The organism is Pseudomonas sp. (assembly GCF_049653025.1).
GTDB lineage: Bacteria > Pseudomonadota > Gammaproteobacteria > Pseudomonadales > Pseudomonadaceae > Aquipseudomonas.
This window is the reverse complement of record NZ_JBASFM010000006.1, coordinates 785,274-810,875: the sequence shown is the minus strand read 5'-3', so window position 1 is coordinate 810,875 and position 25,602 is coordinate 785,274. Positions and strand designations below refer to the sequence as shown.

At 63.6% G+C, this 25,602-nt stretch carries 19 protein-coding genes and 2 pseudogenes; 13 read left to right on the top strand and 8 right to left on the bottom strand.

Features of this window, described 5'->3' with window-relative positions; genetic code table 11:
• Positions 1-59: 59 nt before the first annotated feature.
• From glyA to gcvH, 3 genes are all read right to left on the bottom strand, one after another.
• A complete protein-coding gene (gene glyA, locus WBK23_RS06820; protein WP_424483201.1) occupies positions 60-1,313 on the bottom strand; it encodes a serine hydroxymethyltransferase in 1,254 nt (417 codons plus the stop codon).
• 117 nt (positions 1,314-1,430) lie between these two features.
• Entirely contained in the window at positions 1,431-4,283 is a 2,853-nt protein-coding gene (gene gcvP, locus WBK23_RS06815) for an aminomethyl-transferring glycine dehydrogenase (RefSeq protein WP_424483200.1), read from the bottom strand.
• A gap of 9 nt (positions 4,284-4,292) precedes the next feature.
• Positions 4,293-4,676: a glycine cleavage system protein GcvH gene (gene gcvH, locus WBK23_RS06810; RefSeq protein ID WP_090248917.1), complete on the bottom strand. Its 384-nt coding sequence runs from the start codon at positions 4,674-4,676 to the stop codon at positions 4,293-4,295.
• Positions 4,677-5,208: 532 nt separating this feature from the next.
• On the opposite strand from gcvH, the gene WBK23_RS06805 reads away from it, so the two are divergent.
• The 4 genes and pseudogenes from WBK23_RS06805 to WBK23_RS06790 all read left to right on the top strand — a co-directional run.
• Positions 5,209-7,014 carry a DUF1302 domain-containing protein gene (locus tag WBK23_RS06805; protein WP_424483199.1) on the top strand — a complete coding sequence of 602 codons (1,806 nt, stop codon included), beginning with the start codon at positions 5,209-5,211 and terminating at the stop codon, positions 7,012-7,014.
• 24 nt (positions 7,015-7,038) lie between these two features.
• Entirely contained in the window at positions 7,039-8,406 is a 1,368-nt protein-coding gene (locus tag WBK23_RS06800; protein WP_424483198.1) for a DUF1329 domain-containing protein, read from the top strand.
• A 154-nt stretch (positions 8,407-8,560) separates the two neighbouring features.
• Positions 8,561-10,780 (top strand): annotated as a pseudogene (locus tag WBK23_RS06795) (hypothetical protein); the annotation flags it as partial.
• 138 nt (positions 10,781-10,918) lie between these two features.
• A pseudogene (locus tag WBK23_RS06790) lies at positions 10,919-11,104 on the top strand (response regulator transcription factor); the annotation flags it as partial.
• Positions 11,105-11,325: 221 nt separating this feature from the next.
• Here WBK23_RS06790 and WBK23_RS06785 read toward each other — a convergent pair.
• The gene (locus WBK23_RS06785; protein WP_424483197.1) at positions 11,326-12,129 is read right to left on the bottom strand and encodes a SirB1 family protein; all 804 of its coding nucleotides are present in this window, start codon (positions 12,127-12,129) and stop codon (positions 11,326-11,328) included.
• A 171-nt stretch (positions 12,130-12,300) separates the two neighbouring features.
• On the opposite strand from WBK23_RS06785, the gene WBK23_RS06780 reads away from it, so the two are divergent.
• Positions 12,301-13,320, top strand: a complete 1,020-nt coding sequence (locus WBK23_RS06780) for a Leu/Phe/Val dehydrogenase (RefSeq protein WP_424483196.1) — start codon at positions 12,301-12,303, stop codon at positions 13,318-13,320.
• A 65-nt stretch (positions 13,321-13,385) separates the two neighbouring features.
• On the opposite strand, the gene WBK23_RS06775 is transcribed toward WBK23_RS06780, so the two are convergent.
• Entirely contained in the window at positions 13,386-13,646 is a 261-nt protein-coding gene (locus WBK23_RS06775; protein WP_424483195.1) for a YebG family protein, read from the bottom strand.
• 270 nt (positions 13,647-13,916) lie between these two features.
• Between WBK23_RS06775 and WBK23_RS06770 the strand changes: the two genes are divergently transcribed.
• Positions 13,917-14,423: a phosphate-starvation-inducible protein PsiE gene (locus tag WBK23_RS06770; protein ID WP_424483194.1), complete on the top strand. Its 507-nt coding sequence runs from the start codon at positions 13,917-13,919 to the stop codon at positions 14,421-14,423.
• Between the two features lie 240 nt (positions 14,424-14,663).
• Here the strand turns inward: WBK23_RS06770 and WBK23_RS06765 are convergent, their stop codons facing one another.
• Complete coding sequence (locus tag WBK23_RS06765; protein ID WP_424483193.1) at positions 14,664-15,011, bottom strand: winged helix-turn-helix transcriptional regulator; 348 nt, start codon at positions 15,009-15,011, stop codon at positions 14,664-14,666.
• A gap of 287 nt (positions 15,012-15,298) precedes the next feature.
• Here WBK23_RS06765 and WBK23_RS06760 point away from each other — a divergent pair, with 287 nt between their 5' ends.
• Complete coding sequence (locus WBK23_RS06760) at positions 15,299-15,904, top strand: glutathione S-transferase family protein (RefSeq protein ID WP_424483192.1); 606 nt, start codon at positions 15,299-15,301, stop codon at positions 15,902-15,904.
• Positions 15,905-15,952: 48 nt separating this feature from the next.
• A complete protein-coding gene (locus tag WBK23_RS06755) occupies positions 15,953-17,206 on the top strand; it encodes a benzoate/H(+) symporter BenE family transporter (protein ID WP_424483191.1) in 1,254 nt (417 codons plus the stop codon).
• A gap of 37 nt (positions 17,207-17,243) precedes the next feature.
• Here WBK23_RS06755 and WBK23_RS06750 read toward each other — a convergent pair whose 3' ends face one another.
• Positions 17,244-19,880, bottom strand: a complete 2,637-nt coding sequence (locus WBK23_RS06750) for a DEAD/DEAH box helicase (protein WP_424483190.1) — start codon at positions 19,878-19,880, stop codon at positions 17,244-17,246.
• A 225-nt stretch (positions 19,881-20,105) separates the two neighbouring features.
• Here WBK23_RS06750 and WBK23_RS06745 point away from each other — a divergent pair, with 225 nt between their 5' ends.
• The gene (locus WBK23_RS06745; RefSeq protein WP_424483189.1) at positions 20,106-21,413 is read left to right on the top strand and encodes a serine hydrolase domain-containing protein; all 1,308 of its coding nucleotides are present in this window, start codon (positions 20,106-20,108) and stop codon (positions 21,411-21,413) included.
• Here WBK23_RS06745 and WBK23_RS06740 read toward each other — a convergent pair whose 3' ends face one another.
• Complete coding sequence (locus WBK23_RS06740) at positions 21,414-22,289, bottom strand: helix-turn-helix domain-containing protein (protein ID WP_424483188.1); 876 nt, start codon at positions 22,287-22,289, stop codon at positions 21,414-21,416. It lies immediately after the preceding gene.
• A gap of 192 nt (positions 22,290-22,481) precedes the next feature.
• On the opposite strand from WBK23_RS06740, the gene WBK23_RS06735 reads away from it, so the two are divergent.
• From WBK23_RS06735 to arsJ, 4 genes are all read left to right on the top strand, one after another.
• Positions 22,482-22,838: a metalloregulator ArsR/SmtB family transcription factor gene (locus WBK23_RS06735; RefSeq protein WP_424483187.1), complete on the top strand. Its 357-nt coding sequence runs from the start codon at positions 22,482-22,484 to the stop codon at positions 22,836-22,838.
• Between the two features lie 48 nt (positions 22,839-22,886).
• The gene (locus WBK23_RS06730) at positions 22,887-23,213 is read left to right on the top strand and encodes a YnfA family protein (RefSeq protein ID WP_424483186.1); all 327 of its coding nucleotides are present in this window, start codon (positions 22,887-22,889) and stop codon (positions 23,211-23,213) included.
• 24 nt (positions 23,214-23,237) lie between these two features.
• The gene (locus tag WBK23_RS06725; protein ID WP_424483185.1) at positions 23,238-24,242 is read left to right on the top strand and encodes an ArsJ-associated glyceraldehyde-3-phosphate dehydrogenase; all 1,005 of its coding nucleotides are present in this window, start codon (positions 23,238-23,240) and stop codon (positions 24,240-24,242) included.
• Between the two features lie 90 nt (positions 24,243-24,332).
• Positions 24,333-25,562 (top strand): organoarsenical effux MFS transporter ArsJ, encoded by a 1,230-nt coding sequence (gene arsJ, locus WBK23_RS06720; protein ID WP_424483184.1) that lies wholly within the window; start codon positions 24,333-24,335, stop codon positions 25,560-25,562.
• Positions 25,563-25,602: the final 40 nt, after the last annotated feature.

The following is a 25,602-nucleotide window of genomic DNA, read 5'->3' as shown; positions in this document are numbered from 1 at the left end:
CGGCGATGATGCGGCGCGCTGGATAACCGCGCCGATATTGGCAAAAACTGCGTGCCGTCCTAGTCAGCGTAGACCGGGAAGGTGGCGCACAGGTCGGCGACCTGACCACGGACGCGCTCGATCACCTGCGGGTTTTCCAGCTCGTCGAGGATGTCGCAGATCCAGCCGGCCAGGGTGCGGCACTCGCCCTGCTTGAAACCGCGGGTGGTGACTGCTGGAGTGCCGATGCGGATGCCGGAGGTGACAAACGGCGATTGCGGGTCATTCGGCACGGCGTTCTTGTTTACTGTGATATGCGCCGCGCCTAAAGCTGCGTCGGCGGCCTTGCCGGTGAGGCCTTGCTTGATCAGGCTGACCAGCATCAGGTGGTTGTCGGTGCCGCCGGAGACCACGTCATAGCCGCGCGTAACGAACACTTCGGCCATGGCCTGGGCGTTGTTGATCACCTGTTGCTGGTAGGTCTTGAAGCCTGGTTCCAGCGCTTCCTTGAAGCACACGGCCTTGGCCGCGATCACATGCATCAGCGGACCGCCCTGGCTGCCGGGGAACACCGCGGAGTTGAGCTTCTTCTCGATTTCCTCGTTGCTGCGAGCGAGGATCAAGCCACCACGCGGGCCGCGCAGGGTTTTGTGCGTTGTGGTGGTCACCACATCGGCAAACGGCAGCGGGTTGGGATACAGGCCGGCGGCCACCAGGCCAGCGACGTGGGCCATATCGACAAACAGCAGCGCACCGACCTTGTCGGCGATGGCGCGGAAACGGGCGAAGTCCAGGGTGCGCGAATAGGCGGAGAAGCCGGCGACGATCATCTTCGGCTTGTGCTCGACGGCCAGGCGCTCGACCTCGGCGTAATCAATCAGGCCTTGCTCGTCGATGCCGTACTGCACGGTGTTGTACAGCTTGCCGGAGGACGACACCTTGGCGCCGTGGGTCAGGTGGCCGCCATGCGCCAGGCTCATGCCGAGGATGGTATCGCCAGCATTCAGCAAGGCCAGGTACACCGCGCTGTTGGCGGAAGAGCCGGAGTGCGGCTGCACGTTGGCGTAGTCAGCGCCGAACAACTGCTTGGCGCGTTCGATGGCCAGGGCCTCGACCTTGTCGACATGCTCACAACCGCCGTAGTAACGCTTGCCCGGATAGCCTTCGGCGTACTTGTTGGTCAGGCCGCTGCCCTGGGCCTGCATCACCCGTTGGCTGCAATAGTTCTCCGAGGCAATCAGCTCGATATGGTCTTCCTGGCGCTGCTCTTCGGCGTTGATCGCGGCGAGCAGGGCGTCATCGTAGCCTTGCAGTTGGTCGTGCTTGCTAAACATGGTGAGGCCCTCTGGTTTTTATATGAGGTGCAGCTAACCCGCCTCGGGTAGAGGTGAGTCGAAAATTGGGGAGAAAGCAGTCCTGCGGCCCGGAGGTGTCCGGGCCGCAGACTGTTATCACGCGTCCTGGTACGCCTCGATGGACGGGCAGGCGCAGATCAGGTTGCGGTCGCCGAACACGTTGTCCACGCGGCCGACCGGCGGCCAGTACTTGGCCTCGATCAGGCTGGCCACTGGGTACACGGCCTGCTCGCGGCTGTAGGCGTGAGTCCACTCGCCGACCAGTTCCAGGGCGGTGTGCGGGGCGTTTTTCAGCGGGTTGTCGTTGGCATCCAACTGGCCAGCTTCCACCGCACGAATCTCGTTGCGGATGGCGATCATGGCGTCGCAGAAACGGTCCAGCTCTTCCTTGGATTCGCTTTCGGTCGGCTCGATCATCAGGGTGCCGGCTACCGGGAAGGACATGGTCGGGGCGTGGAAGCCGAAGTCGATCAGGCGCTTGGCCACGTCGTCAACGCTGATGCCGCTGCTGTCCTTGATCGGGCGGATATCCAGGATGCACTCGTGCGCCACCAGGCCGTTGCTGCCCGAGTACAGCACGGGGTAGTGCTCTTCCAGGCGGCGGGCGATGTAGTTGGCGTTGAGGATGGCCATCTGCGAGGCACGCTTGAGGCCTTCGCCGCCCATCATGCTGATATACATCCAGGTGATCGGCAGAATGCTGGCGCTGCCGAACGGCGCGGCGCTGACGGCACCTTCCTTGCGGGCCATATGACCGTGGCCGGGCAGGAACGGGATCAGGTGGGCTTTTACGCCAATCGGACCGACGCCTGGGCCGCCACCGCCGTGGGGGATGCAGAAGGTCTTGTGCAGGTTCAGGTGCGACACGTCGCCGCCGAACTTGCCCGGGGCGCACAGGCCGACCATGGCGTTCATGTTGGCACCGTCGATATACACCTGGCCGCCGTTGTCGTGGACGATCTGGGCGATCTCGCGGATGCCTTCCTCGAACACGCCGTGGGTCGACGGGTAGGTGATCATGATCGCGGCCAGACGCTCTTTATGCTCTTCGGCCTTGGCCTTGAGGTCGGCAATGTCAACGTTGCCGCTGCTGTCGCAGGCGGTCACTACCACGCGCATACCGGCCATGCTGGCGGTCGCCGGGTTGGTGCCGTGGGCCGATTGCGGGATCAGGCAGATGTCGCGCTGATCGTCGCCACGGCTCAGGTGATAGGCGCGGATCGCCAGCAGGCCGGCGTACTCGCCCTGGGAGCCGGCGTTCGGCTGCAGGGAGATGCCGTCGTAACCGGTGGCCGCGCAGAGCATGGCCTCCAGTTCGGTGGTCAGCTGGGTGTAACCCTGGCTCTGTTCGGCCGGGGCGAAGGGGTGCAGGCTGCCGAACTCGGCCCAGGTCACCGGGATCATTTCGCTGGCGGCGTTGAGCTTCATGGTGCAGGAGCCCAGCGGGATCATGCTGCGGTCCAGCGCCAGGTCCTTGTCGGCCAGCTTGCGCAGATAGCGCATTAACTCGGTTTCCGAGTGGTAGCGATTGAACACCGGGTGCGTGAGGATTTCGCTTTCGCGCAGCAGGCCTTTTGGCAGCTGAGCGATTACGCCGGCTGCCAGCTCGGCGAAGGCTGGAACGGCCTTGCCTTCGGCGAATACCGCCAGCAGCGCTTCGACTGCGGCCTGGTCGCTGGTTTCGTCCAGGGACAGACCCAGGCGCTCGCCGTCGACTTCACGCAGATTGATCCCGGCCTTGCGAGCAGCGGCGTGCAGGGCAGCGGTTTTGCCGCCGGTGGCCAGGGTCAGGGTGTCGAAGAAGAATTCCTGCTCGACGCTGTAGCCCAGGGCGCGCAGGCCCTTGGCCAGGATCGCGGTGAACTGATGCACGCGCTGGGCGATCTGCGTCAGGCCTTTCGGGCCGTGGTACACGGCGTACATGCTGGCGATGTTGGCCAGCAGTACCTGGGCGGTACAGATGTTACTGGTGGCCTTCTCGCGGCGGATATGTTGCTCGCGGGTCTGCATGGCCAGGCGCAGGGCCGGCTTGCCGAAACGGTCGATCGACATGCCGACCAGGCGGCCTGGCATATCGCGCTTGAATGCGTCGCGGGTGGCGAAGTAGGCGGCGTGCGGGCCACCGAAGCCCAGCGGCACACCAAAACGCTGCGCGCTGCCCAAGGCCACGTCGGCACCGAACTCGCCCGGCGGAGTGAGCAGGGTCAGGGCCAGCAGGTCAGCGGCGACGGCAACCAGGGCACCGGCGGCGTGGAAGCGCTCGACCAGCTCGCGGTAGTCGAAGATATCGCCATTGCTCGCCGGGTATTGCAGCAGCGCGCCGAAGTAGGCGCTGGCGTCAGTAATCGCGGCTTCGTCGCCGATCACGACTTCAATGCCCAGCGGCTCGGCACGGGTGACCAAGACGTCGAGGGTTTGCGGATGGCAGTGCTTCGAGGCGAAGAAGGCGTTGCTGGCCTTGTTCTTCGACAGGCGCTTGCAGAAGGTCATGGCTTCGGCAGCGGCGGTGGCTTCATCCAACAGGGAAGCGTTGGCGATCTGCATACCGGTGAGGTCGCTGATCAGGGTCTGGAAGTTCAGCAAGGATTCCAGGCGACCCTGGGAAATCTCTGGCTGGTACGGGGTGTAGGCGGTGTACCAGGCCGGGTTTTCCAGCAGGTTGCGCAGGATCGGGCTTGGCGTGTGGGTGCCGTAGTAGCCCTGGCCGATAAAGGTCTTGAGCTGCTGATTCTTGCCGGCGATGGTCTTGATCTTGGCCAGGGCGTCGGCTTCCGACAGGCCCGGCTGGGCGCCCAGCACGCTGGTGCCCTTGATGCTCTCGGGAATGACGTTATCGGTCAGCGCGTCGATGCTGGCGTAGCCGAGCAGTTCGAGCATGGCCGCAGTATCGGCGTCACGTGGCCCGATATGGCGGGCGACAAATTCGTTCTGGGTGGTCAGCTTGGTCATCACAATCTCTCAGGCGTCAGCATTGGCGTTGAGCAGGCGCTCGTAGGCGGCCTGGTCGAGCAGGTCGGCTACCGCGCTGGCATTGGCCGGACGGAAACGGAAGAACCAGCCTTTGCCCAGGGGATCTTCGTTGACCAGCTCAGGGCTGGATTCTAGCTCGCCATTGACCTCAACCACCTCACCGTCCAGCGGCATGGCGATATTGCTCGCGGCTTTTACCGATTCCAGCACGGCCACTTCGTCACCCTCGGCGTAGCTCTGGGCTTCTGGCAGCTGAACGAACACCACGTCACCCAGGGCTTCCTGGGCATAGGCGGTGATGCCCACGGTAACCAGGCCATCGGCATCCTGACGCAGCCATTCGTGCTCAACGGTAAAACGCAATTCGCTCATGTGAACTCCTCAAGGGTGGTGACTCGCCCTTTCTGTTGGGGGCGATGTGCGGGGCGCTCGCGCTGGCGGCGAGCTTGTGGCTAAAGCTATAGCAAGGTAGGTGCCATTGTTATTTTTATCAATAAAATCAATAGCTTAAATATATAGCCGGGTGGTTGTGCGCAGGTCTTTGTAGCGAATTCGATACGATCGGCGCTGCTTGATGCAGAAATGCGCCGCGCAGGGCTCTAACGCCGTGCTCTGTCTGTATTTGTATTGATTTGAATACGATGTATTGAATTGGTTACGATTGCCGGGCGGCGCGCGTGACCCGCTTTGCCGATCGGGGTTCCGTGTGGGCAGCGGTGCGGCATTCACCCACGCTATGGCGGCCTATTGAAACGCTGCATGGGGCGCGCTGCGTGGGCCGTTCTAGAGCCATGTTCACTCCTTCGGCGGATGGGGCAAATACCTCTTTCGGGCGCTTATCCGTCGGCAGGCTGCTGAGTAGCGTGGGGCCTCTACATGAAACCCCGCATTCCAGGAGAGCCGCATGAGAACAAGAACAAGACATGCCATCTTCCAGCCCAGCGTTTTGGCGGTTGCCATTGCTGTTGGCTGTGTCGCGCCTGTCCAGGCCGTAACGTTCAATTTTGGTGAGGTCGAAGCGCAGTTCGACTCATCGCTGTCGGTGGGGGCCAGCTGGGCGCTGCGCAATGCCGATCCGGAGCTGGTCGGCTTGCAGAATGGTGGTGAGGCATCCTCACGGACCAACGACGATGGCCGTCTGAACTTCAAGAAGGGCGAGACCTTCTCGAAAATCTTCAAGGGTGTGCATGACCTGGAACTGCGCTACGGCGATTCCGGGGTGTTTCTGCGCGGCAAGTACTGGTACGACTTCGAGCTGAAGGACGAGCACCGCCTGCTCTACGATATCGACGACTCCGGCCGCGATACCGCGAGCAAGTCCTCGGGGGCCGAGCTGCTCGATGCCTTCGTCTATCACAACTATTCGCTGGGCGAGCTGCCGGGCTCGGTGCGGGTCGGCAAGCAGGTGGTCAGCTGGGGCGAGAGCACCTTTATCGGCAACTCGGTCAATAGCATCAACCCGATCGACGTTGCGGCGTTCCGCCGTCCGGGGGCGGAAATCAAGGAAGGCCTGATTCCGGTCAGCATGTTCTACCTGCAGCAGAGCATCACCGACACCCTGGCGGTCGAGGCGTTCTATCAGCTGGAATGGGAAAAATTTGCCCTGGACAACTGCGGCACCTTCTTCGCCGGCGATACCACCGCCAAGGGCTGTGACCGCAACGTAGTCGGCGGCACGGACCTCGATCCACGCCGCGCCGCCGGTTTCCGCTACCTGCCCCGCGCCGATGATGACGAGGCGCGCGACGGCGGCCAGTGGGGTGTGGCCATGCGCTGGGTGGCGGAAGAGCTGAACAGCACCGAATTCGGCCTGTACGCCATGAATTACCACAGCCGTACGCCGTTCTACAGCACCAAGGTGGCCTACACCGCCACGGCGGCGCTGGATGCCAACGGCGCGGTGGGCGCGGAGTACTTCTTCGAATACCCGGAAGATATCCGCCTGTATGGCCTGAGCTTCCAGAGCAATATCGACGGCACCTCGGTGGGCGGCGAGATCAGCCACCGGCCGAACATGCCGCTGCAGATCAATACCGTCGACATGACCCTGGCCGCGCTGTATCCGCCGGCGTTGGTGCCGGCGTTGCAAAACCCGATCTACACCACCGGGCATGCCCAGGCTGGCGCACCGAAAGGCACTGATATCCACGGTTATGAGCGCAAGCCCTATACCCAGGCGCAGGTCACGGTGGTGCACCTGATCGATCAGGTCATGGGGGCCAGCCGCGTGAGCCTGTTGGGTGAAGTCGGTTTCGGCCATATCAGCAGCATTTCCGAGGGCGCGGGCGATGAGCTGCGCTTTGGTCGGGACTCGGTGTATGGCCTGGGCCAGCTGGAAGGCAGCATTGCCCCTGGCGTGACCTTCAACAATGCGGTGTGCAAGGGCCAGTTCAACGCCGCCAACCCACAGCAGTGCAATGACGACGGCTTCTTCACCGCCAACTCCTGGGGCTATCGCCTGCGGGCATCGGCCGATTACCCCAACGTCTTCGCCGGCATCAACCTGACCCCGAGCATTGCCTGGTCGCATGATGTCGATGGCTACGGCCCGTCCTTTATCGAAGGCTCGAAAGCCGTCAGCCTGGGCCTCAACGCCGACTACGAAAGCACCTACACCGCCAGCCTGTCCTACACCGACTTCTTCGGCGGCGATTACAACACTCAGATTGATCGCGACTTTGTCGCACTCAGCTTCGGCATGAGCTTCTAAGGCCACGTTAAGGATTGAATGCCCATGAAATCACCTCTCGTAAATTCAGCTGCATTGTTTATCTCCTTGCTGGCCAGCAGCGTGATGGCGGCCGTCACCCCGCAGGAAGCCGACCAGTTGGGCACCAGCCTGACGCCGCTGGGGGCGGAAATGGCGGCTAACGCCGATGGCAGTATCCCGGCCTGGACGGGCGGGCAGAGCACCAGCACCGGCCCGGTCGACCCGCGCGGCTTTGTCAGCAATGCCTTTGCGGCGGAGAAACCGCTGTTCGTGATCACCGCGCAAACCGCCGAGCAGTACCGCGACAAGCTTTCCCCCGGGCAGCTGGCGATGTTCAAACGCTACCCGGAAACCTACCGCATACCGGTCTACCCGAGCCATCGCACCATGGCCCACTCGCAGGCGGTGTATGACACCACCAAGACCTGCGCGACCACGGTGAGCGCCATCGACGGCGGTAACGGCCTGCAGAACTACCTGGGCTGCCGTTCCTATGCCTTCCCGATTCCGAAGGACGGTCTGCAGGTGGTGTGGAACCACATCACCCGTTACCGCGGGCAGAACGTGCGCCGCCAGATCATCCAGGCCGCGCCACAGAGCAACGGCTCGTTCACCGTGGTCAAGTTCGAGGACGAGGTCGCCTTCCCGCAGAATGTCGACGGCCTGGACGCCGAGAAGGCCAGCAACATCCTGCTGTTCTTCAAGCAGCGGGTGGTCGCGCCGTCGCGCTTGGCGGGTAACGTGCTGCTGGTGCATGAAACCATCGACCAGGTGCGCGAGCCGCGTCTGGCCTGGATCTACAACGCCGGCCAGCGTCGCGTGCGGCGTGCGCCGCAGGTGGCCTACGACGGCCCGGGTACGGCCTCCGACGGCATGCGCACCACCGACAACTTCGACATGTTCTCCGGCGCGCCGGATCGCTATGACTGGAAGCTGATCGGCAAGAAGGAGATGTATATCCCCTACAACAGCGTGCGCCTGACCCAGCCTGACCTGAAATACGACGACATCCTCCAGGCCGGGCATATCAACCAGGACCTGACCCGCTACGAGCTGCATCGGGTCTGGGAAGTCGAGGCCACGGTGAAGGCGGATGAACGGCATATCTACGCCAAGCGGCGCTTCTTCGTCGACGAGGACAGCTGGCAGATCGCCCTGGCCGACCATTACGACGGCCGTGGCGCGCTGTGGCGGGTAGCGGAAGGGCACCACTACTTCAACTACGCACACCAGCTGGCCGGTTTCGCCACCGAGACGCTGTATGACCTGGTGGCCGGGCGCTACATCGTCACCGGGCTGTTCAACGAAGAGCGCCAGCCGTTGCTGTTCGGCTTCAAGGCTTCGGCGGCCGACTTCACCCCAGCCGCCTTGCGCAGCAGCGGCGTGCGCTAACGCCAGCTGCGTCACCCGCGCTCCGTGATTGGGCGGCCTTCGGGCCGCCTTTTTTATCGGCAGTCATCAGGCTCTGTGATAGAACTGTGAGCCATCTGCATTGCGGTTTAGCCTGCGATGCTTCGGTTCCAGTCAAACAATAATACGAGCCGTCATGAATGCCTTAGCGCCATCCCCGCTGTTTGCCGGGCCGTTCGCCTGCACCAGCGTACAGCGCCCGCCACCCGGGCATATCCAGCGTCAGTCACTGCTCCAGCGGCTGGTGAACCATGACTGCCGCCTGCGCTTGCTGATCGCCCCGGCCGGTTTCGGTAAAACCGTGTTGCTCGCCGATTGCGCGCGCGAATGCCCGCAGGACCGTGAGCTGCTCTGGCTCAATTGCGCAGCCCAGCCGCTGGACGCCACGCAGTTGGCGCAGCTGCTCGGCAAAGCCCTCGATTACCCCACAGAACTGAGCGCTGGTGAGCTGCTCAGCGCGCTGGCGCAGGAACCGCGGCAGCTGTGGATCATGCTCAATGACTACCCGGCGCAACCGGAAAGCGGCCTGGATGTCTACCTCAATCAACTGCTGAATGCCGCCCCCGCTGGCGTCAGCTGGTGGCTGGGCAGTCGCCGCCGGCCGGCGTGCAACCTGTCGCGATTGCTGCTCGAAGGTGAACTGCTCGAGCTCGGGCATGCCGACCTGCGCTTTACCAGTATGGAAGTCGCGGCCTGGCTGCATCAGCTGGAACCTGGGCGAAATGCCTGGGCCGCGGACCTGCATGAGCTGACTCAAGGCTGGCCAGCCGCGCTGCGGTTGCGCCTGCTGGCCGCGCAGGCGGAATGCAGCGCGGTGGATGCTGCGCCGACCGATGAGCACGACCAGTTGCTGCGCGACTATGTCGAACGGGAGGTGCTGCAAGGCCTGCCTGACGAGCTGCTGCAGACCCTCTATCAGTTGGCCCTGCTACCGCGTTTCAACCATGCCCTGTGCGAGCACCTGTTCGGCGTGGGCGAGGGGGGCGGCTGGATGCGTGCGCTGGCCGAGCGTGGGGCCTTTATCCAGGAAGTGGAGACGGCCAAGGGCTGGTTCGCCCTGTTCCCGCCGCTGGCCAAGCTGTTGCGGCGCCATCCGCTGGCGATACCGTGCAGTGGCCTGCATGTGCATGCCAGCCAGTGGTTTGCCGCCCAGGGCGATACGCGCGCGGCGGTAGAACATGCATTGCTGGCCGGCCAGCCCGAAGTCGCCAGCAGCTTTCTTGAGCGCTTCACCGAAGAGCAGTTGCTGCAAGGCCAGGACCTGGCGCTGTTGCTGCGTTGGCGTACGGAGTTGCCGGAAAGCCTGCTGCTGAGCACGCCACGGCTGATCCTGCTGAATGCCTGGGTGTTGCTGCTGGTGGGGCGGTTGGACGAGGCGCAGGCCTGCATCGACCAGCTGGCGCGGTTTCAACCGCGCAGTGATGCCTTGCGCACCCGTGAGCTGTTTGCTCACTGGCAGGCGATTCAGGGCATCATCGCCTACGGTCGCGCCTGCGCTATGGATGCCCGCACTCATCTGCTTGAAGCCCTCGCCGGGCTGCCTGACAGCGCCTGGGCACAAGCCTTGCTCTGTCGTTCGGCGCTGACCCTGGTGGCGATTGGCGAGGGCAATCTGGAACTGGCCCATCGCCTCAGCTATGATGCCCTGAAGCAGGCGCGCTTGTGTGGCAGTCCGGTGTTCGAGGCCCTGCTGGAACTCGACCACGCCTTGCTGTTGGAGGCGCGCGGCGAGTTTGCCCGGGCCGAGACCTTGCTCCTGCGGGTGTTGGCGGCCAGCGATTTGGAAGCCCTGCGCGGTACCCCGGTGTACGGGCGGATGCAGCTGCGTCTGGGTCGCCTGGAGCTGCGCCAGGGGCGGCGCGAGGACGCCGAAAAACGCCTGCGGGCAGGCTTGCACGAGACGCTGCGCTGCGGCGATCCGGGGGCGTTCCATGGTTACCTGGGCCTGGCCGACCTGGCCATGGGGCAGCAGGATATCGCCGGAGCCTTTGCCTATCTGGGCGAGGCGGAACGCCTGATGCAGCGCCAGCGCGTCAATGAAACCCTGTATCGCGGCACGCTGTTGTTGGCCAGCAGCCACCTGTGGGTTGCCCAGGGCCATTGCGGCCGTGCCCGTGAGGCGGCTACCCGGGTGCTCGCCTACGAGCGGCGGGTCAAGGCGATCTTGCCGACGCCGAATTTCCCCGAGCTGATTCCACGCCTGCAGGCATTGCTGCTGCAACTGGACCTGGCCCAGGGCGTGGATGTGCGTGAACCCTTGCGCCAGCTGCTTGATCAGGTGCTCAGCCAAGGCCGCCAGGCGCTCGCCAGCGAACTCTGGCTGCATTACGCCCAGGCGTGCGCGGCCGGTGCCGACCACCAGGCGGCGGAGCAGGCCCGGCAAACCGGGCAGGCGTTGCGCCAGCGTCTGGATTACCAGTGCCTGTGGTTTACCGCCCTCGATGGTCCGGCAGGCGAGGCGGGGGGCAGTCTCGCCAGCAGCAGTGCCACTTCATTGAGTTGCCGCGAACTGGCGGTGCTTGGCCTGATCGCTCAGGGCCTGTCCAATCAGGAAGTCGCCGAGCAGCTGTTTATCTCTCTGCACACGGTGAAAACCCATGCGCGGCGGATCAACGGCAAGCTCGGCGTGGCGCGGCGCACCCAGGCGGTGGCCAAGGCCAAGGCACTCGGCTTCCTGTAGGGTGGGTTAGCGGCGCAAGGCTAGATGCCTGAAGCGACGCCACGCTTGGCGCGCTGCGTAACCCACCATCGGCGCAACGCGGAATGGCGCTTGGTGGGTTACGCGGCGCGCATATTGCGCAGCTGCTCGCCAATCCGGCTCTGCGCCGCTAACCCACCCTACGAGTTTCCCCGCACCAGGCATCGAGGCGTCAACACATAACGGGTATGGCCTTCTTCTCGCTAATGCAGCGCCGGAGTGTCGCTGAGCAGGCGCAGTCGTTGGCTGAGTTGCAGGCGCTGCGCCGGGTCGTCGCATAGCAGCAGCGCGTGCTGCAGGTCGAAACGCTCGCCTTGCGGGCATTCCAGCTGTTGATAAATTTCGGCGCGGGCCAGGTGATCCTGCAGCGTGGGCGCGCTCAGTTGCAGCACCCGTTCGGCATCCTTCAGTGCGGCCAGGTGATCACCGGCCACTTGATGCAGTTGCCGCAGGTTGCGCGACAGGCGTAGCAGCATGCTCGACGCGTCACAGGCCTGCAGGTGGCTGGCGCTCAGTTCGGCGGCCGGTCCCATATGCCGCTGCAGCAGCTCGCGGCATTCGCGGGTGTACAGGCGGCGGCCGCTGCAGGGGTCGAGCAGGTGGTCGGCCCCCGGTACGCGCAACAGGAAATGCCCGGGGAAACTCACCCCTTGCAGTGGAATTTCCAGCCGTTGCGCCAACTCCAGCGCCAGCAGGGCCAATGACAGCGGTTGTCCACGGCGGCTGCGCAACACCAGGTGCAGCAGGGCGGCCTGGGGCCGCAGCGGGCTGCTGTCGTCCTGGTGGAAGTCCAGTTCGCTCAAGCGCCACAGCAGGGGTTGCGCCAGTTCCACCGCCGGTAGCGCGGGCAGGCCCTGGCTGACCTGTTGCTGCAAACTGTCGAGCTGGCGCAGCACCTCGGCCGGTTGCAGTGCCGGGTCATGCTCCGCGGCAATCCACAGCGCCGCCTCGAACGTCGCCGCAGGTTGCTGTTGCAGGCAGGCCAAGCAGGCAGCACGTGGGTTCATGACAATCTCCATGTCTCTCTGGCTTTGTAGCCAAGCGCCTGCGCGGCGTCCAGTAGATTGTTGTGCGCAGGCCATAGCGCCCAGCGCGTCCGGTTGCGCAACCGACCACCGGAGCGGTGCCGCCGGGGTGGCTGCCTATACTGAGGAGCAAATCAGTACGGGAGCCACAGCATGTTCGTCATGATGGAAACCGCCCGGCTGGAGTCGTTGCACTTCGCCGTGGACCCGCTGACCGGTCTGCAGGCCATTATCGCAATTCACAATAGTCGCCTGGGCCCCGCGTTGGGTGGCTGTCGTTATCTCCCTTACGCCGACAGCCAAAGCGCCATTGAGGATGTGCTGCGCCTGGCCAAAGGCATGAGCTACAAGGCGGCGTTGGCCGGCCTGCAACAGGGCGGCGGCAAGGCGGTGATCATCCGTCCCGCGCATGTCGACAATCGCGGCGCGCTGTTTGAAGCCTTCGGGCGGTTTATCGAAACCCTTAACGGCCACTACATCACCGCCATGGACAGCGGCACCTCCAGCGTCGACATGGATTGCATCGCCCAGCACACCCAGCACGTCACCAGCACCACGGCCGAAGGCGACCCGTCGCCACACACCGCCATGGGCGTATTTACCGGGATTCGCGCCACTGCTCTGGCGCGTCTGGGCAGCGATAACCTCGAAGGCTTGCGGGTGGCGATTCAGGGGCTGGGCAATGTCGGTTACGCGCTGGCCGAGCAGCTGCATGCCGCCGGTGCCGAACTGCTGGTCAGTGATCTGGATACCGGTCGGGTGCAGCTGGCAGTCGAGCAATTGGGCGCGCGGCCGGTGGCCAGCGACAGCCTGCTCGGCACCCCGTGCGACATCCTCGCGCCCTGCGGCCTGGGCGGTGTGCTGAATGCCGAAACAGTCGGGCAGTTGCGTTGTTCGGCGGTGGCGGGGGCGGCCAACAACCAGTTGGCTAGCCCGGACATTTCCGACAGCCTGCAGGCACGCGGGATTCTCTATGCGCCGGATTATGTGATCAACGCCGGTGGGCTGATCTACGTGGCACTGAAGCATCAGGGCGAGCCGCTGCCGGCGATCACCGCGCACCTGACTCAGATCAGCCGCCGGCTGACCGAGATATTTGGCCATGCCCAGGCCGACAAACGCTCGCCGGCGAGGGTTGCCGATGCGATTGCCGAACGCTTGCTCTATGGCTGAACTGGCGCGCCGTAGAAATGCAAAACCCCAGTCCATGACTGGGGTTTTGTTGAGCGCTGCGGGTGTTACTCGGCAGCGGGTTCGCTCAGTTCACTCAAGGCGTCGGGCTGGTTCTTGAACGCTTTGGCGAAGACTTCGCGGTTCTTCGCCATATAAATCCCCAGCTCTTCACCCTGGGCTTCATTCAGCGAGGGCACGGCCTTTTGCAACACCTCGGTGAGCAACTCGGCCAGTTCGAGCATTTTGTCATGACGGTCGGCTTCGGCTTTATCCATGAATAAACGCTCCAAATCCCGGCTGCTGCGGTACACCACTTCGACGGCCATTCATCACCTCTACGCCTTCACGCTGATAGGTTGCAATAAACTGTTTATTTGTACAGTGTTTGCGAGCATAAAGAACTCGCCGGCATTTGGCCAGCAGCAATTGCCATGCCGGCTAACACCATAGCCGATTCTTCACCAGGCAGTTGTTCGGGTGCCGCTCTGGCGCGGCGGTTGCAAGTGCTTTTTTGGTGGCTCCGAGCTTCTTCTACTGACACTGTCTTTTGATGGCGCTTCAGGCGTCGTCAGTCGTTTATCTATTTAGGAGGCTACATGGGCAAGCCAAACTGGGCCGAGCAGGCGCGCGAGCGCATGCATGGGTTGGCGGAATCGCTGGGTAATCTGTTGATGGAGGCGTTCCATTACCTGGCGCTGTTCGCCATTGGTGCCATCACCGCCTGGGCCGCGATCATGGCCTTCCTCGGCATGCTGGATAAGGGCCACATCACGGTTGATGACATCCTGCTGCTGTTTATCTACCTCGAATTGGCGGCAATGGTGGGGATCTATTTCAAGACCAACCATATGCCGATCCGCTTCATGATCTATGTGGCGATTACCGCGCTGACCCGCCTGATGATTTCCGACATCTCGCACAACCACAAACCCGACATGGGCGTGGTGATGGTCTCCGGGGCGATTCTGCTGTTGGCGCTGGCGATCTTTGTGGTGCGCTACGCCTCCTCGCGCTTCCCCTCGGTGCAAGCCGGCGGGACCCGCAAAAAGTCCAATCCGGCCGATGAGGCCTCGGAGCGGGATGATACGCAGAGCGATGATTGAAACGGCTCAGTCGCTTAACGGGGTGAAGAGTGCCGGCAGCTCCTCTTCGCTGAGTGGCCACTGGCTTTCAGGCCGATCAAGACAATAGGCAAACACCTGTCTATCACTGCTAGTCGGCAGTCGCGCGGCGATGCGCCAAGGCGCTCCATTTGTCCGGGCGCTGTTGGTCATGCTGGTGGCGTTGGCGAGCATGGCCCTGCGGGCGGCGGCCATGAATTTGTCCAAGCTCAGGACCGCTATTCAGCCTGCGGCATGCTCAATTTCCTTGAGCCTATGGCCTACCGCGACTATGGCCTCGATCGCCGGTTTCAGCTCCAGGCCCAGGTCTGACAGGCTGTATTCGACACTGGGCGGCGAGGTCGGCAGCACCGTGCGGATGACCACCCCTTCACCCTCGAGTTTCTTCAGACGGGCGCTGAGGACCTTGGCCGAGATGCCGGGGATGTCCGCTTTCAATTCGCTGAAGCGGCGTGGCTGCTGGCTCAGGTACCAGATGATATTGGGCGTCCAGAGCCCACCGATGATGCTCAGGCATTCGCTCAGGGGGCAACGAGGATGGGCGACGGGATTGCGCCGTCTCGGCAGCATGTTCAACTCCTTGGCTAGCTAGTTACCAGATGGTTACTGGTAAATCTAACAACTATAAGATTGTAGGTATACATAAGTAACCACGCTTGCCTAGACTGATTCCGCGGCAACCAAACGGCCTGTGTGGAGGCAGCATCGGCCCGCAGGCTAATGACGCTGCTACCTGCGGCCTGTCGGTATCAGCAATATGCCGGGTTTGCAGGCGTGGGTAACAGACATGGACGGCGCGCCCCGCTAGGCGCGTCAATTCGAAGAGCTACAGCTCGAAACCAAGGTAGGAGAACATCATGTACAGACTTTATTACATGCCAGGTGCCTGTTCGCTGGCCATCCATGCCCTGCTCAATGAGCTCAACCAGGACGTCGAGCTGATCGATCGCAACAAGGTCAGCGACTTCGACACGCTGGGCTCGCGCGGCATGGTTCCGGTGCTGGTGGATAACGGCCAAGTCATCCGCGAAGGCGCGGCGATCATTCTCTACCTGCTGGAGAAGCACAAGAGCCAGATGCTGCCCGAGGGTGGCCTGGAAAAAGCCCGCTTTACCGAGTGGCTGATGTTCGCCAACGCCACCCTGCATCCGGCCTATAGCCGCCTGTTCTTTATCGGCAAGACCCTCGCTGATGGCCCGGCCAAGGAGCAGGCGCTGACCGCTGCCAGCGGCATTATCAGCACGCTGTGGTCCTCGCTGGACGCGCAACTGGAAAACTCGACCTTTGTCTTCGGTGAGCGCATTTCCGTGGTCGACATGATGCTGACCGTGTATGCCAGCTGGGGTGCCTACTTCCCGGTCGACATCCTGATGAGCGACAAGGTCAAACGCATGCTCGCGGCGGTGCAGGCTCACCCGGCCTATATCAAGGCTATCGCGGACGAGCAGGTCGCCTCGCAGTAACGGCTCACGCCTCTGTTGCACCAGGCCTTTCGCGCGCGAAAGGCCTGGTTGACTTCCAGACCACAGGACCTGGTTATGCGTTTGTTCAAGGATCTGTCCCTTTCCGCCATCAATGCAGGGTTCGTCACGGTGCTGGTGGGTTTCACCAGTTCCGCCGTGCTGGTCTTCCAGGCCGCCCAGGCCCTGGGTGCCACGCCGACGCAGATCGGCTCGTGGATGCTCGCGCTGTGTATCGGCATGGGCGTGACCGGCATCGCCCTGTCGCTGCGCTACAAGACGCCGATCGCCATCGCCTGGTCCACCTCTGGGGCGGCGATCCTGATCACCAGCGCTTCCAGCGTGACCCTGCAGGAAGCCACCGGTGCCTTCATCGTCTGCGGCGCGCTGATCGCCCTGTGCGGCTTTAGCGGCTGGTTCGAGCGCATCGTCAAACACATCCCCGTGGCCATAGCCGCCGGCATGTTGGCCGGTATCCTGCTGCGCTTCGGCCTGGACGCCTTCAAGGCCATGCAGAGCCAGTTCAGCCTGGTGTTCCCCATGTTCCTCAGCTACCTGCTGGCGCGTCGCCTGCTGCCCAGGTATGCGGTCATACTGCCGCTGCTCGTCGGCACCTGCATCGCCGCAGGCACCGGCATATTGAATTTCCAGGGGATCGATCTGGCCCTGGCCACGCCCGAGTTCGTCGCCCCCAGCTTCAGCCTGCAGGCCATGATCGGGGTCGCCCTGCCGCTGTTCGCCGTGACCATGGCCTCGCAGAACATCCCGGGCCTGACCGTGCTGCGCGCCTCCGGCTACCATACGCCGAGCTCACCGCTGATCGGCTGGACCGGCGTGGCGACCCTGCTGCTGGCCCCCTTCGGCGGCTATGCCTTGAACCTGGCGACCATCACCGCGGCCATCTGCACCGGCAAGGAAGCCCATGAGGACCCGCAGAAACGCTATGCGGCGGCAGTCGCGGCGGGCTTCTTCTATCTGCTGGTGGGCATCTTCGGTGCCACAGTGGGCGCGCTCTTTATGGCGTTTCCCAATGAGCTGATTCTGGCCATCGCCGGCCTGGCCCTGCTCGGCACCCTAGGCAATGGCCTGGCCAGCGCGCTGCTGGAAGAGCAGCACCGGGAAGCGGCCTTGATCACCTTTCTGGTCACCGCCTCGGGGGTTTCCCTGCTGGGCATCGGCTCGGCCTTCTGGGGCATGCTGGCCGGGGCACTGGCCATGCTGTTGCTGCACGCGCGACCGCAACTGCCGGCGGCGTTGCGCTTGCGCGGCCAACAAAGTGACAAACTCGATAAGACCATGGAATAAATCCGCTGGCGTGCCGAGACAGCGGTTATAGGGTGGCTCAGTCGCTTAACGGGGCAAATAGCGCTTGCAGGTCGTCTTCGCTGAGTTGCCACTGCGCCTGGCTGCCGCCGTCCAGTACGCCGCGCGCCAGGCTGGCTTTGGCCTGTTGCAGCTGCTGGATCTTTTCTTCGACGCTGCCGCGGGCGATCAGCTTGTAGACAAACACTGGCTTGTCCTGGCCGATGCGGTAGGCGCGGTCGCTGGCCTGGGCCTCGGCGGCCGGGTTCCACCAGGGGTCGAAGTGGATCACCGTATCGGCGGCGGTGAGGTTGAGGCCCGCACCGCCGGCTTTCAGGCTGATCAGGAAGATCGGCAACTCGCCGGCCTGGAACTGTTGCACCGGGGTGCGCCGATCCTGGGTGCTGCCGGTGAGCTTAGCGTAGGGGATATTGCGCGCCTGCAGTTCGCTTTCGATTAACGCCAGCATCGAGGTGAACTGCGAGAACAGCAGCACCCGCCGGCCTTCGGCGAACAATTCTTCGAGCATCTCCAGCAGGCCGCTGAGCTTGCCGGAATCCTGGCTGGTCAGGCTGTCGTCACTTTCATCACCGAGCAGACGCAGGTCGCAGCAGGCCTGACGCAGGCGCAATAGCGCTTCGAGAATCACGATCTGGCTGCGCGCCAACCCCTGGCGGGCGATTTCTGCGCGCACCTTCTGGTCCATGGCCAGGCGCAGGGTTTCGTAGCGGTCGCGCTGCGCCGCGCTGAGTTCGACCCAGTGGGTAATCTCGGTCTTGGGTGGCAACTCGCTGGCCACCTGCTCCTTGGTGCGGCGCAGGATAAAGGGCTTGATCCGCCCGGTGAGGTGCGCCAGGCGTTGCTGGTTGGCGTTTTTCTCGATCGGTGTGCGGTAGTCGCGGGTAAAGCTTTTGCTGTCGCCGAGCCAGCCGGGCATGAGGAAGTTGAACAGCGACCACAGCTCGCCCAGGTGATTCTCCAGCGGGGTGCCGGTCAGGCACAGGCGCTGCTTGGCCTGTAGCTGGCCGGCGGCGATGGCGGCCTTGCTGCGCGGGTTCTTGATGTTCTGCGCCTCGTCGAGAATCAGCAGGCGATAGCTGTAGGCGGACAGCGCCTTGAGGTCGCGCGGCAGCAGGGCGTAGGTGGTGAGGATGATCTGGTGTTCGCCGATCTGCTTGAACAGTGCGCGGCGTTTCGGCCCGTGCAGGGCCAGCACCTTGAGCTGCGGGGTGAAACGCGCGGCTTCATCCTGCCAGTTGGGAATCAGGCTGGTGGGCATGACGATCAGCGCTGGCTGGTTGAGGCGGCCGGCCTGCTGTTCGCCGAGGATATGCGCCAGGGTCTGCAGGGTCTTGCCCAGGCCCATGTCGTCGGCGAGCAAGCCGCCCACTTCGAGCTCACCGAGGGCCTGCATCCAGGCCAATCCTTGCAGCTGATAGGGGCGCAGCTCGGCCTGTAGATCCTGGGGTGCCTGGGTCTGCTGGCTGTCCAGTTCGTGCAGGCGCTGGGCGAAGCCGCGTACCTGTTCCGCACCTTGCCAGCGCAGCGCCGGGCCTTGTTCCAGCTGGCTCAGTCGGGCGGCATCCAGGCGCGGCAGGCGCAGGCGCTGGCTGGATTCGCCCGGCTCGCGGAAGAACAACTCGCCCAGGGTCGCCAGCAGCGGCTTGAGGCGGGCGAAGGGCAGGGCGGCGCGCTTGTGGCTGCCCGGCAGGCTGACCAACAGCACTTCATCGTCGTCACGCTTGTTCAGCGCTTCGCCGTTAAGCAGCCAGGGCGTACGGCGGATCGCCTGCAACAGAATCGGCAGCAGGCTGATGCGCTGGCCTTCGACTTCGATGCCCAGCTCCAGGTCGAACCAGTTCTGCTCGGGGTCTTCCTCGACCTCGGCATACCAGTCGTCGACCTGCGCCAGGTTGAACTGAAACTCCGGCTGCATGCGGATCTGCCAGCCTTCGGCGCGCAGCAGCGGCAGTTGCTCGCGCATAAACAGCAGCCAGGCCGTTTCGCTGGGCTGCTCATAGGCTTCGCCGGCGCTTTCGGGCAAGGCTTCGCTCTGCCGCAGCGCCACTTGCAGGCCGGTCTGCTCCAGGCGTTTGCGCAGCAGCGCTTCGCTGGCTGGGTCGCGGACGATGCGTAGGGTCAGGCTGGGATTGTGTTTAACCAGCAGGTCCTTGGTGTTCTTGCCTGCCGCCAGATGGTCCTGGTAGTCGAAGGCCAGGGCGGCGCGGTGTTGCGTCTGCTCCTGCATGCGGCCCTTGCGGGCGTCGAAGTGCACGCGCACCAGGCTGCCGAGGCTTAGCACGGGAGCGGGCTGCAGGTTGTCCAGGCGTTCTTCGCGGGCGTCCTGGCTGCTGACGATCAGTGGCGAGAGGTCGACGCCTTGTTCCTGCTGGGTTTGTAGGGTCAGCAGGGCGCTGGCCACGTGCTTGCAGTTGAAACCCACCGGGCAGCTGCAATGACCGGTCACGCCCCAGCCCTGACCGTAGTGGTGCAGGGTGATGCGCTGTTGATAGGTTTGCGCACCGGAGCCCCGGCAGCTGGCCAGCAGGGTGCTGTCCTTGAGGCTGAGCAGGCGACTGCGGCCTTGTGCGGCGTAGCCCAGGCCGCGCTGCAAGTCGCCCGCGCCGAATTCTGCGCGCCAGTCTTCCTGGCGTAACCGCAGGATATCGAGGGGCATTACGTGCACCCTGTGGGCGAATAGGTGATGCGTGGCATGGCGCAGACTTTCTCAAGGGCAGCCGGTGATTCTTGCACAGCCAGCCGCGGATTAGCAGGCCGTTGTGCGCGGCGTGCGGCCGCCCTCTGTGTGCGCTGCTATGGAGTGGTATTTGTCCGCTCGATAAGGCCGGCAGCGGCGGCGCGCCTGGCTATGCTGGGCGCAACAATAAAAAGGAGAACGCCGATGAAACTGCTCAATGCCCTGGCCCTGGCGGCCACCTTTAACAGCCTGGCGGCCATGGCGCAAAGCCCGGCCTTGCCCGCGCCCGATACGGTGCGTCTGGATCGTTTGCAGCTAATGCAGGGGTTTCCGCCGCCGCCTGGCAAGCAGGTCAGCTTCGCCTCCTACCTCAACCAGTACCCGCAGGCGCGTTGGGCGTTTCACCATATGCGCGAGCTGATGCCGAGCCGCAATGTGCCGCGTGGGCAGGGCCCGGTCGCCGTGCTGGTCAAGGGTAAGGACCGTCGCGCGCAGATCGATGCGTTGCGCTTCACCGGCCCGGACGGCGAGCAGAGTTTTGCCGAGTACCTGAATAACAGCTACGCCGACGCCACGCTGATCCTGCACAACGGCAAGCTGATCTACGAGGCTTACCATGAGCAGATGCCGGCCGAGAGCCCGCACATCATGTGGTCGATGACCAAGTCGGTGGTGGGCTTGCTGGCGACTCAGCTGATTCACGAAGGGCGGCTGGATGCGCAGGCAGCGGTAACCGACTACCTGCCCGAGCTGAAGGACAGCGGCTGGAAAGGCGCTACCGTGCAGCAGTTGCTGGATATGACCGCCGACATTGATTACAGCGAGGTCTACAGCGACGCCCAGTCCGATGTGGTCAATTACGCGGTGGCCGCCGGCATGGTTCCGGTTCCAGAAGGCTTTAGCGGGGCGCGCAACCTCTACAGCTACCTGCCGACAATCACCGGCAAGGGCCGCCATGGCCCCGAGTTCCATTACCGCACCGTGCACAGCGAAGTGCTCGGCTGGCTGCTGCGCCGGGTCAGCGGGCAATCGACGGCCGAGCTGATCGGCGAGCGGCTGTGGAGCAAGCTGGGCACCGAACAGGATGCTTATCTGCTGCTCGATTCGGCCGGTACTGAATGGGCTGGCGCAGGGATGAATGCCAACCTGCGTGACCTGGCGCGTTTCGGCGAGATGCTGCGCCTGGATGGCCGCTTCAATGGCCAGCAGGTCATCGCGCCCGAGGTGCTGGCGAGCATTCGCCAGGGGGCCGACCGCGAAGCCTTCAAGGCGGCAGGGCGGCCCTGGCAGGAGGGGTATTCCTACCGCAACCAGTTCTGGATCAGCCACAACGCCGATGGCGCCTATGAGGCACTGGGCGTGCACGGGCAGATGATTCATATCAACCCGAGCGTGGGCCTGGTGGTGGTGCGCCTGTCATCGCACCCGGTAGCCAGCAGCGGCTTTACCTTCCCGCACACCCGGCCGGCGCTGGAGGCCTTGGCCAATCTGCTGCGTGCCGAGCAGGATTAATCAGTCGGTCAGCGCCGCGCGGTATTGCCCCGGCGTGGCGCTGAACGCCTGGCGAAAGCGGTTGCTGAAATGGCTGGCGCTGGCAAAACCGCAGGCCAGGGCAATTTCGCCCAGGGCCAGGGCACTGCCGCTGAGCAGCTGCTGGGCGCGCAACAGGCGCTGCGCGAGCAGATAACGGTGCGGCGGCAGGCCGAAGCTGAGCTGGAACATCCGCGCGAAATGGTATTCGGACAGCGCGCAGAGGCTGGCCAGCTGGCCGAGACTGAGCGGCTGGTCGAGGTGCGCGTCGATAAACTCGCGCACACGCCGGCGTTGCAGTGGGGCCAGGCCGCCGGTCAGGCGCAGACCCTCGCGGCGGCCGACCTGGGACAGCAGCGCATGGCTGACCAGGCCGTGGGCCAGGCTGCTGCTGAGCAGGCGCTCGGCCGGCTCGTTCCAGTCCAACTGGCTGAGTTGGCGAAAGCGTTGGGCCTGCTGCGCATCATCGAGAAAGGTGCCTTCGCGCAGTTCCAGTTCCCGTGGTTCACGATCCAGCAGGCTGACGGCCGCCAGGGCGAACTGCTCCTGGCTGATATACAGGTGGGCCAGCTGGATTTCGCCATTGATCACCCAGGCTGACTGATGCCCGGCCGGGAGGATGCACAGCTTGTCCGGCGCGCCCTTGCTGTGCGGGCTTTCGCGGCGAAAGGTGCCGGTGCCACCAGTCAGGTAGCAGGACAGCGTGTGATGGCTGGGGGCTTGGTAGTCGCGGGCATCATGGCGATTGCTCCATACGGCCGCCGCCAATCCATCACCCAGCTCGGCGCTGCGCTGCAGGCGGGCGTTGGGCGAGCGGTGCAGGCTCTGGAAAACCTGTAGCTGTTCGAGTTGCGACATAAATCCTCCGTTGCCCCATGCTACGCCGGGCGGCATGGGCTGCCAGCCCCCTGTCTGAGAAAAGCGCAAGATTGTGCAAGGCCGCCTGCAGTGCAGTGAATATTCATTTGCCTGCATATGCGGTTATCAATATATTCGCCAAAACGAATGTGTTGACCTGGTCCCTTACCAGGCCGCCGTGTGGAGCGCGCAATGCCCGAACCGATCACTCCTGCCAGTTTGTTCAAATGCCTGGCCGACGAAACCCGTACGCGCATAAGCCTGTTGATCGCCCGCGAAGGTGAGCTGTGCGTGTGCGAGCTGACTGCCGCGTTGGAGCAGAGCCAGCCGAAGATCTCCCGTCATCTGGCGCAGTTGCGCGCCAGCGGCCTGCTGGAGGATCGCCGCGCGGGGCAGTGGGTTTACTACCGCCTGCATCCGCAACTGCCGGCCTGGGTCGGGCAAACCCTGGCGCAGGTGCTGCAGGCGGCGGATGCGCAGCTGGACGCTGACAGCGTGCGCCTGCACAGCATGCGCAACCGCCCCGGCCGTCAATCACTCTGCAGCTGATGCCGGGCATAAGCGCAGCAGACACCCCTTCAAGCGAGTGCTGAAACGATGATCAAGACCTTTGCCTTATTTGCCCTGACCGCCCTGGCCGAAATCATCGGCTGCTACCTGCCGTACCTGTGGCTCAAACAGGGCAAGAGCATCTGGTTGCTGGTGCCGGCCGCCGCCGCGCTGGCGCTGTTCGCCTGGCTGCTGACCCTGCACCCGACCGCTGCCGGGCGGGTGTATGCCGCTTACGGCGGGGTGTATGTGGCGATGGCGATTGTCTGGCTGTGGCTGGTGGACGGTATTCGGCCGAGCCATTGGGACCTGCTGGGCGCCGCTGTGGCCCTGCTTGGGATGGCGATCATCATATTTGCGCCACGCAATATTTAACCCGTTCAACGAGAGAATCTGTCCATGGCTATCAAGGTAGGTATCAACGGTTTTGGTCGTATCGGCCGTCTGGCGCTGCGTGCGGCCTGGGGCTGGCCGGAGCTGGAATTTGTGCAGATCAACGACCCGGCCGGCGATGCCGCGACCCATGCCCATCTGCTGAATTTCGATTCGGTGCACGGCCGCTGGCAGCATGAGGCCAGCAGCGAAGGCGAGAACGTGCTGATCGACGGCAAGCGGATCAAGGTAACCGCCAACAAGGCCATCGCCGACACCGACTGGAGTGGCTGCGATCTGGTGATCGAAGCCAGTGGCAAGATGAAAACTGTGGCCGTGTTGCAGGCTTATCTCGATCAGGGAGTAAAGCGCGTGGTGGTCTGCGCGCCGGTAAAAGAGCAGGGTGCGCTGAATATCGTCATGGGCGTCAACCAGCAGCTGTTTGACCCGGCGCAGCACCGCATCGTCACCGCAGCGTCCTGCACCACTAACTGCCTGGCCCCGGTGGTCAAGGTGATCCACGAGAACCTCGGCATCCGCCACGGCTCGATCACCACCATCCACGACCTGACTAACACCCAGAGCATCCTCGACACCCCGCACAAGGACCTGCGCCGAGCGCGGGCTTCGGGCATGAGCCTGATCCCCACCAGCACCGGTTCGGCCACGGCGATTGCCGAAATCTTCCCCGAGCTGCGCGGCAAGCTCAACGGTCACGCCGTGCGAGTACCGCTGGCCAACGCCTCGCTGACCGACTGCGTATTTGAGGTGGAGCGTGCCACCACGGTGGAGGAGGTCAATGCGTTGCTGAAAGCCGCCGCTGCCGGCCCGCTCAATGGCATCCTCGGTTACGAGGAACGGCCGCTGGTGTCCATCGACTACCGCACCGATCCGCGCTCATCGATCATCGATGCGCTCTCGACCATGGTGGTTAACGGCACCCAGGTGAAGCTGTACGCCTGGTACGACAACGAATGGGGCTACGCCAACCGCGCGGTTGAGCTGGCGCGGCTGGTCGGTTTGACGGATTAACACAGGCTGTATGGGAGGGGGCTTTAGCCGCGATTGGCCTCAACGGCTGTCGCGGCTAAAGCCCCTCCCACGGTCTACATAGGATTCGTTATGCACGCCTTATCCCGCCTGGCCCCCGAAGTGCGCCAATACCTGCTGGTGACCGGCAACTACTGGGCCTTTACCCTCACCGACGGCGCGCTGCGTATGTTGGTGGTGCTGCATTTTCATAGCCTGGGTTACACGCCACTGCAGATTGCCGCGTTGTTTTTGTTCTATGAGATTTTCGGCGTGGTGACCAACCTGGTCGGCGGCTATCTGGGCGCGCGGCTGGGGCTTAATCGCACCATGAATATCGGTTTGGGTCTGCAGGTCGCGGCCTTGCTGATGCTCACTGTGCCGGCGGCCTGGCTGACGATTCCCTGGGTGATGGGTGCGCAGGCATTGTCCGGCATCGCCAAAGATTTGAACAAGATGAGCGCGAAAAGCTCGATCAAGCTGCTGGTGCCGGGCAATCAGCAGGGCAGGCTGTACCAGTGGGTGGCGATCCTGACCGGCTCGAAGAACGCGCTCAAGGGTGTGGGTTTCTTTATGGGCGGCGCGCTGCTGGCGCTGCTCGGTTTTACTGGGGCGGTGCTGGCCATGGCCGCCCTGCTGGCGCTGATCTGGCTGGCCAGCCTTATGCTGCTGAAAAAGGATCTGGGTAAGGCGAAGGCCAAGCCGAAGTTTCGCGACATTCTGTCCAAGAGCCGGGCGATCAATAGCCTGTCGGCCGCACGGCTGTTTCTGTTCGGTGCCCGCGATGTGTGGTTTGTCGTCGCGCTGCCGGTGTACCTGTCCAGTGTGTTTGGCTGGGATTTCTGGATGGTTGGCGGCTTCCTCGCTGCCTGGGTAATTGGCTACGGCATGGTGCAGTCCTTCGCCCCAGCCATCACCGGCAAGGCCAGCGGTCAGTTGCCGGATGGTCGCGCGGCATTCGCCTGGGCTGCGGTGCTGGCCGGGTTGCCCGCCGCAATTGCCCTGGGTCTGAACAGTGACTTGCCGGCGCAGTGGGTCTTGCTTGGCGGGCTGATGGTGTTTGGCGCGCTGTTTGCGGTGAACTCCTCGCTGCACAGCTACCTGATCGTCAGCTACGCCAAGGAGGACGGCGTGTCGCTGGACGTGGGTTTCTACTATATGTCCAACGCCTTCGGCCGGCTGATCGGCACGCTGCTGTCGGGCTGGGTCTATCAGGCTTATGGCTTGGAAGCCTGCCTGTGGGTGTCTTCGGCCTTTGTCCTGTTGGCGGCGCTGATTTCCATCGGGTTGCCTCGGCATAAGGCGAGCGGCCCGATCGAATAAAAGCGCAAGTTTATGCAAGAGCCCCCGAGCTGATCAGGCG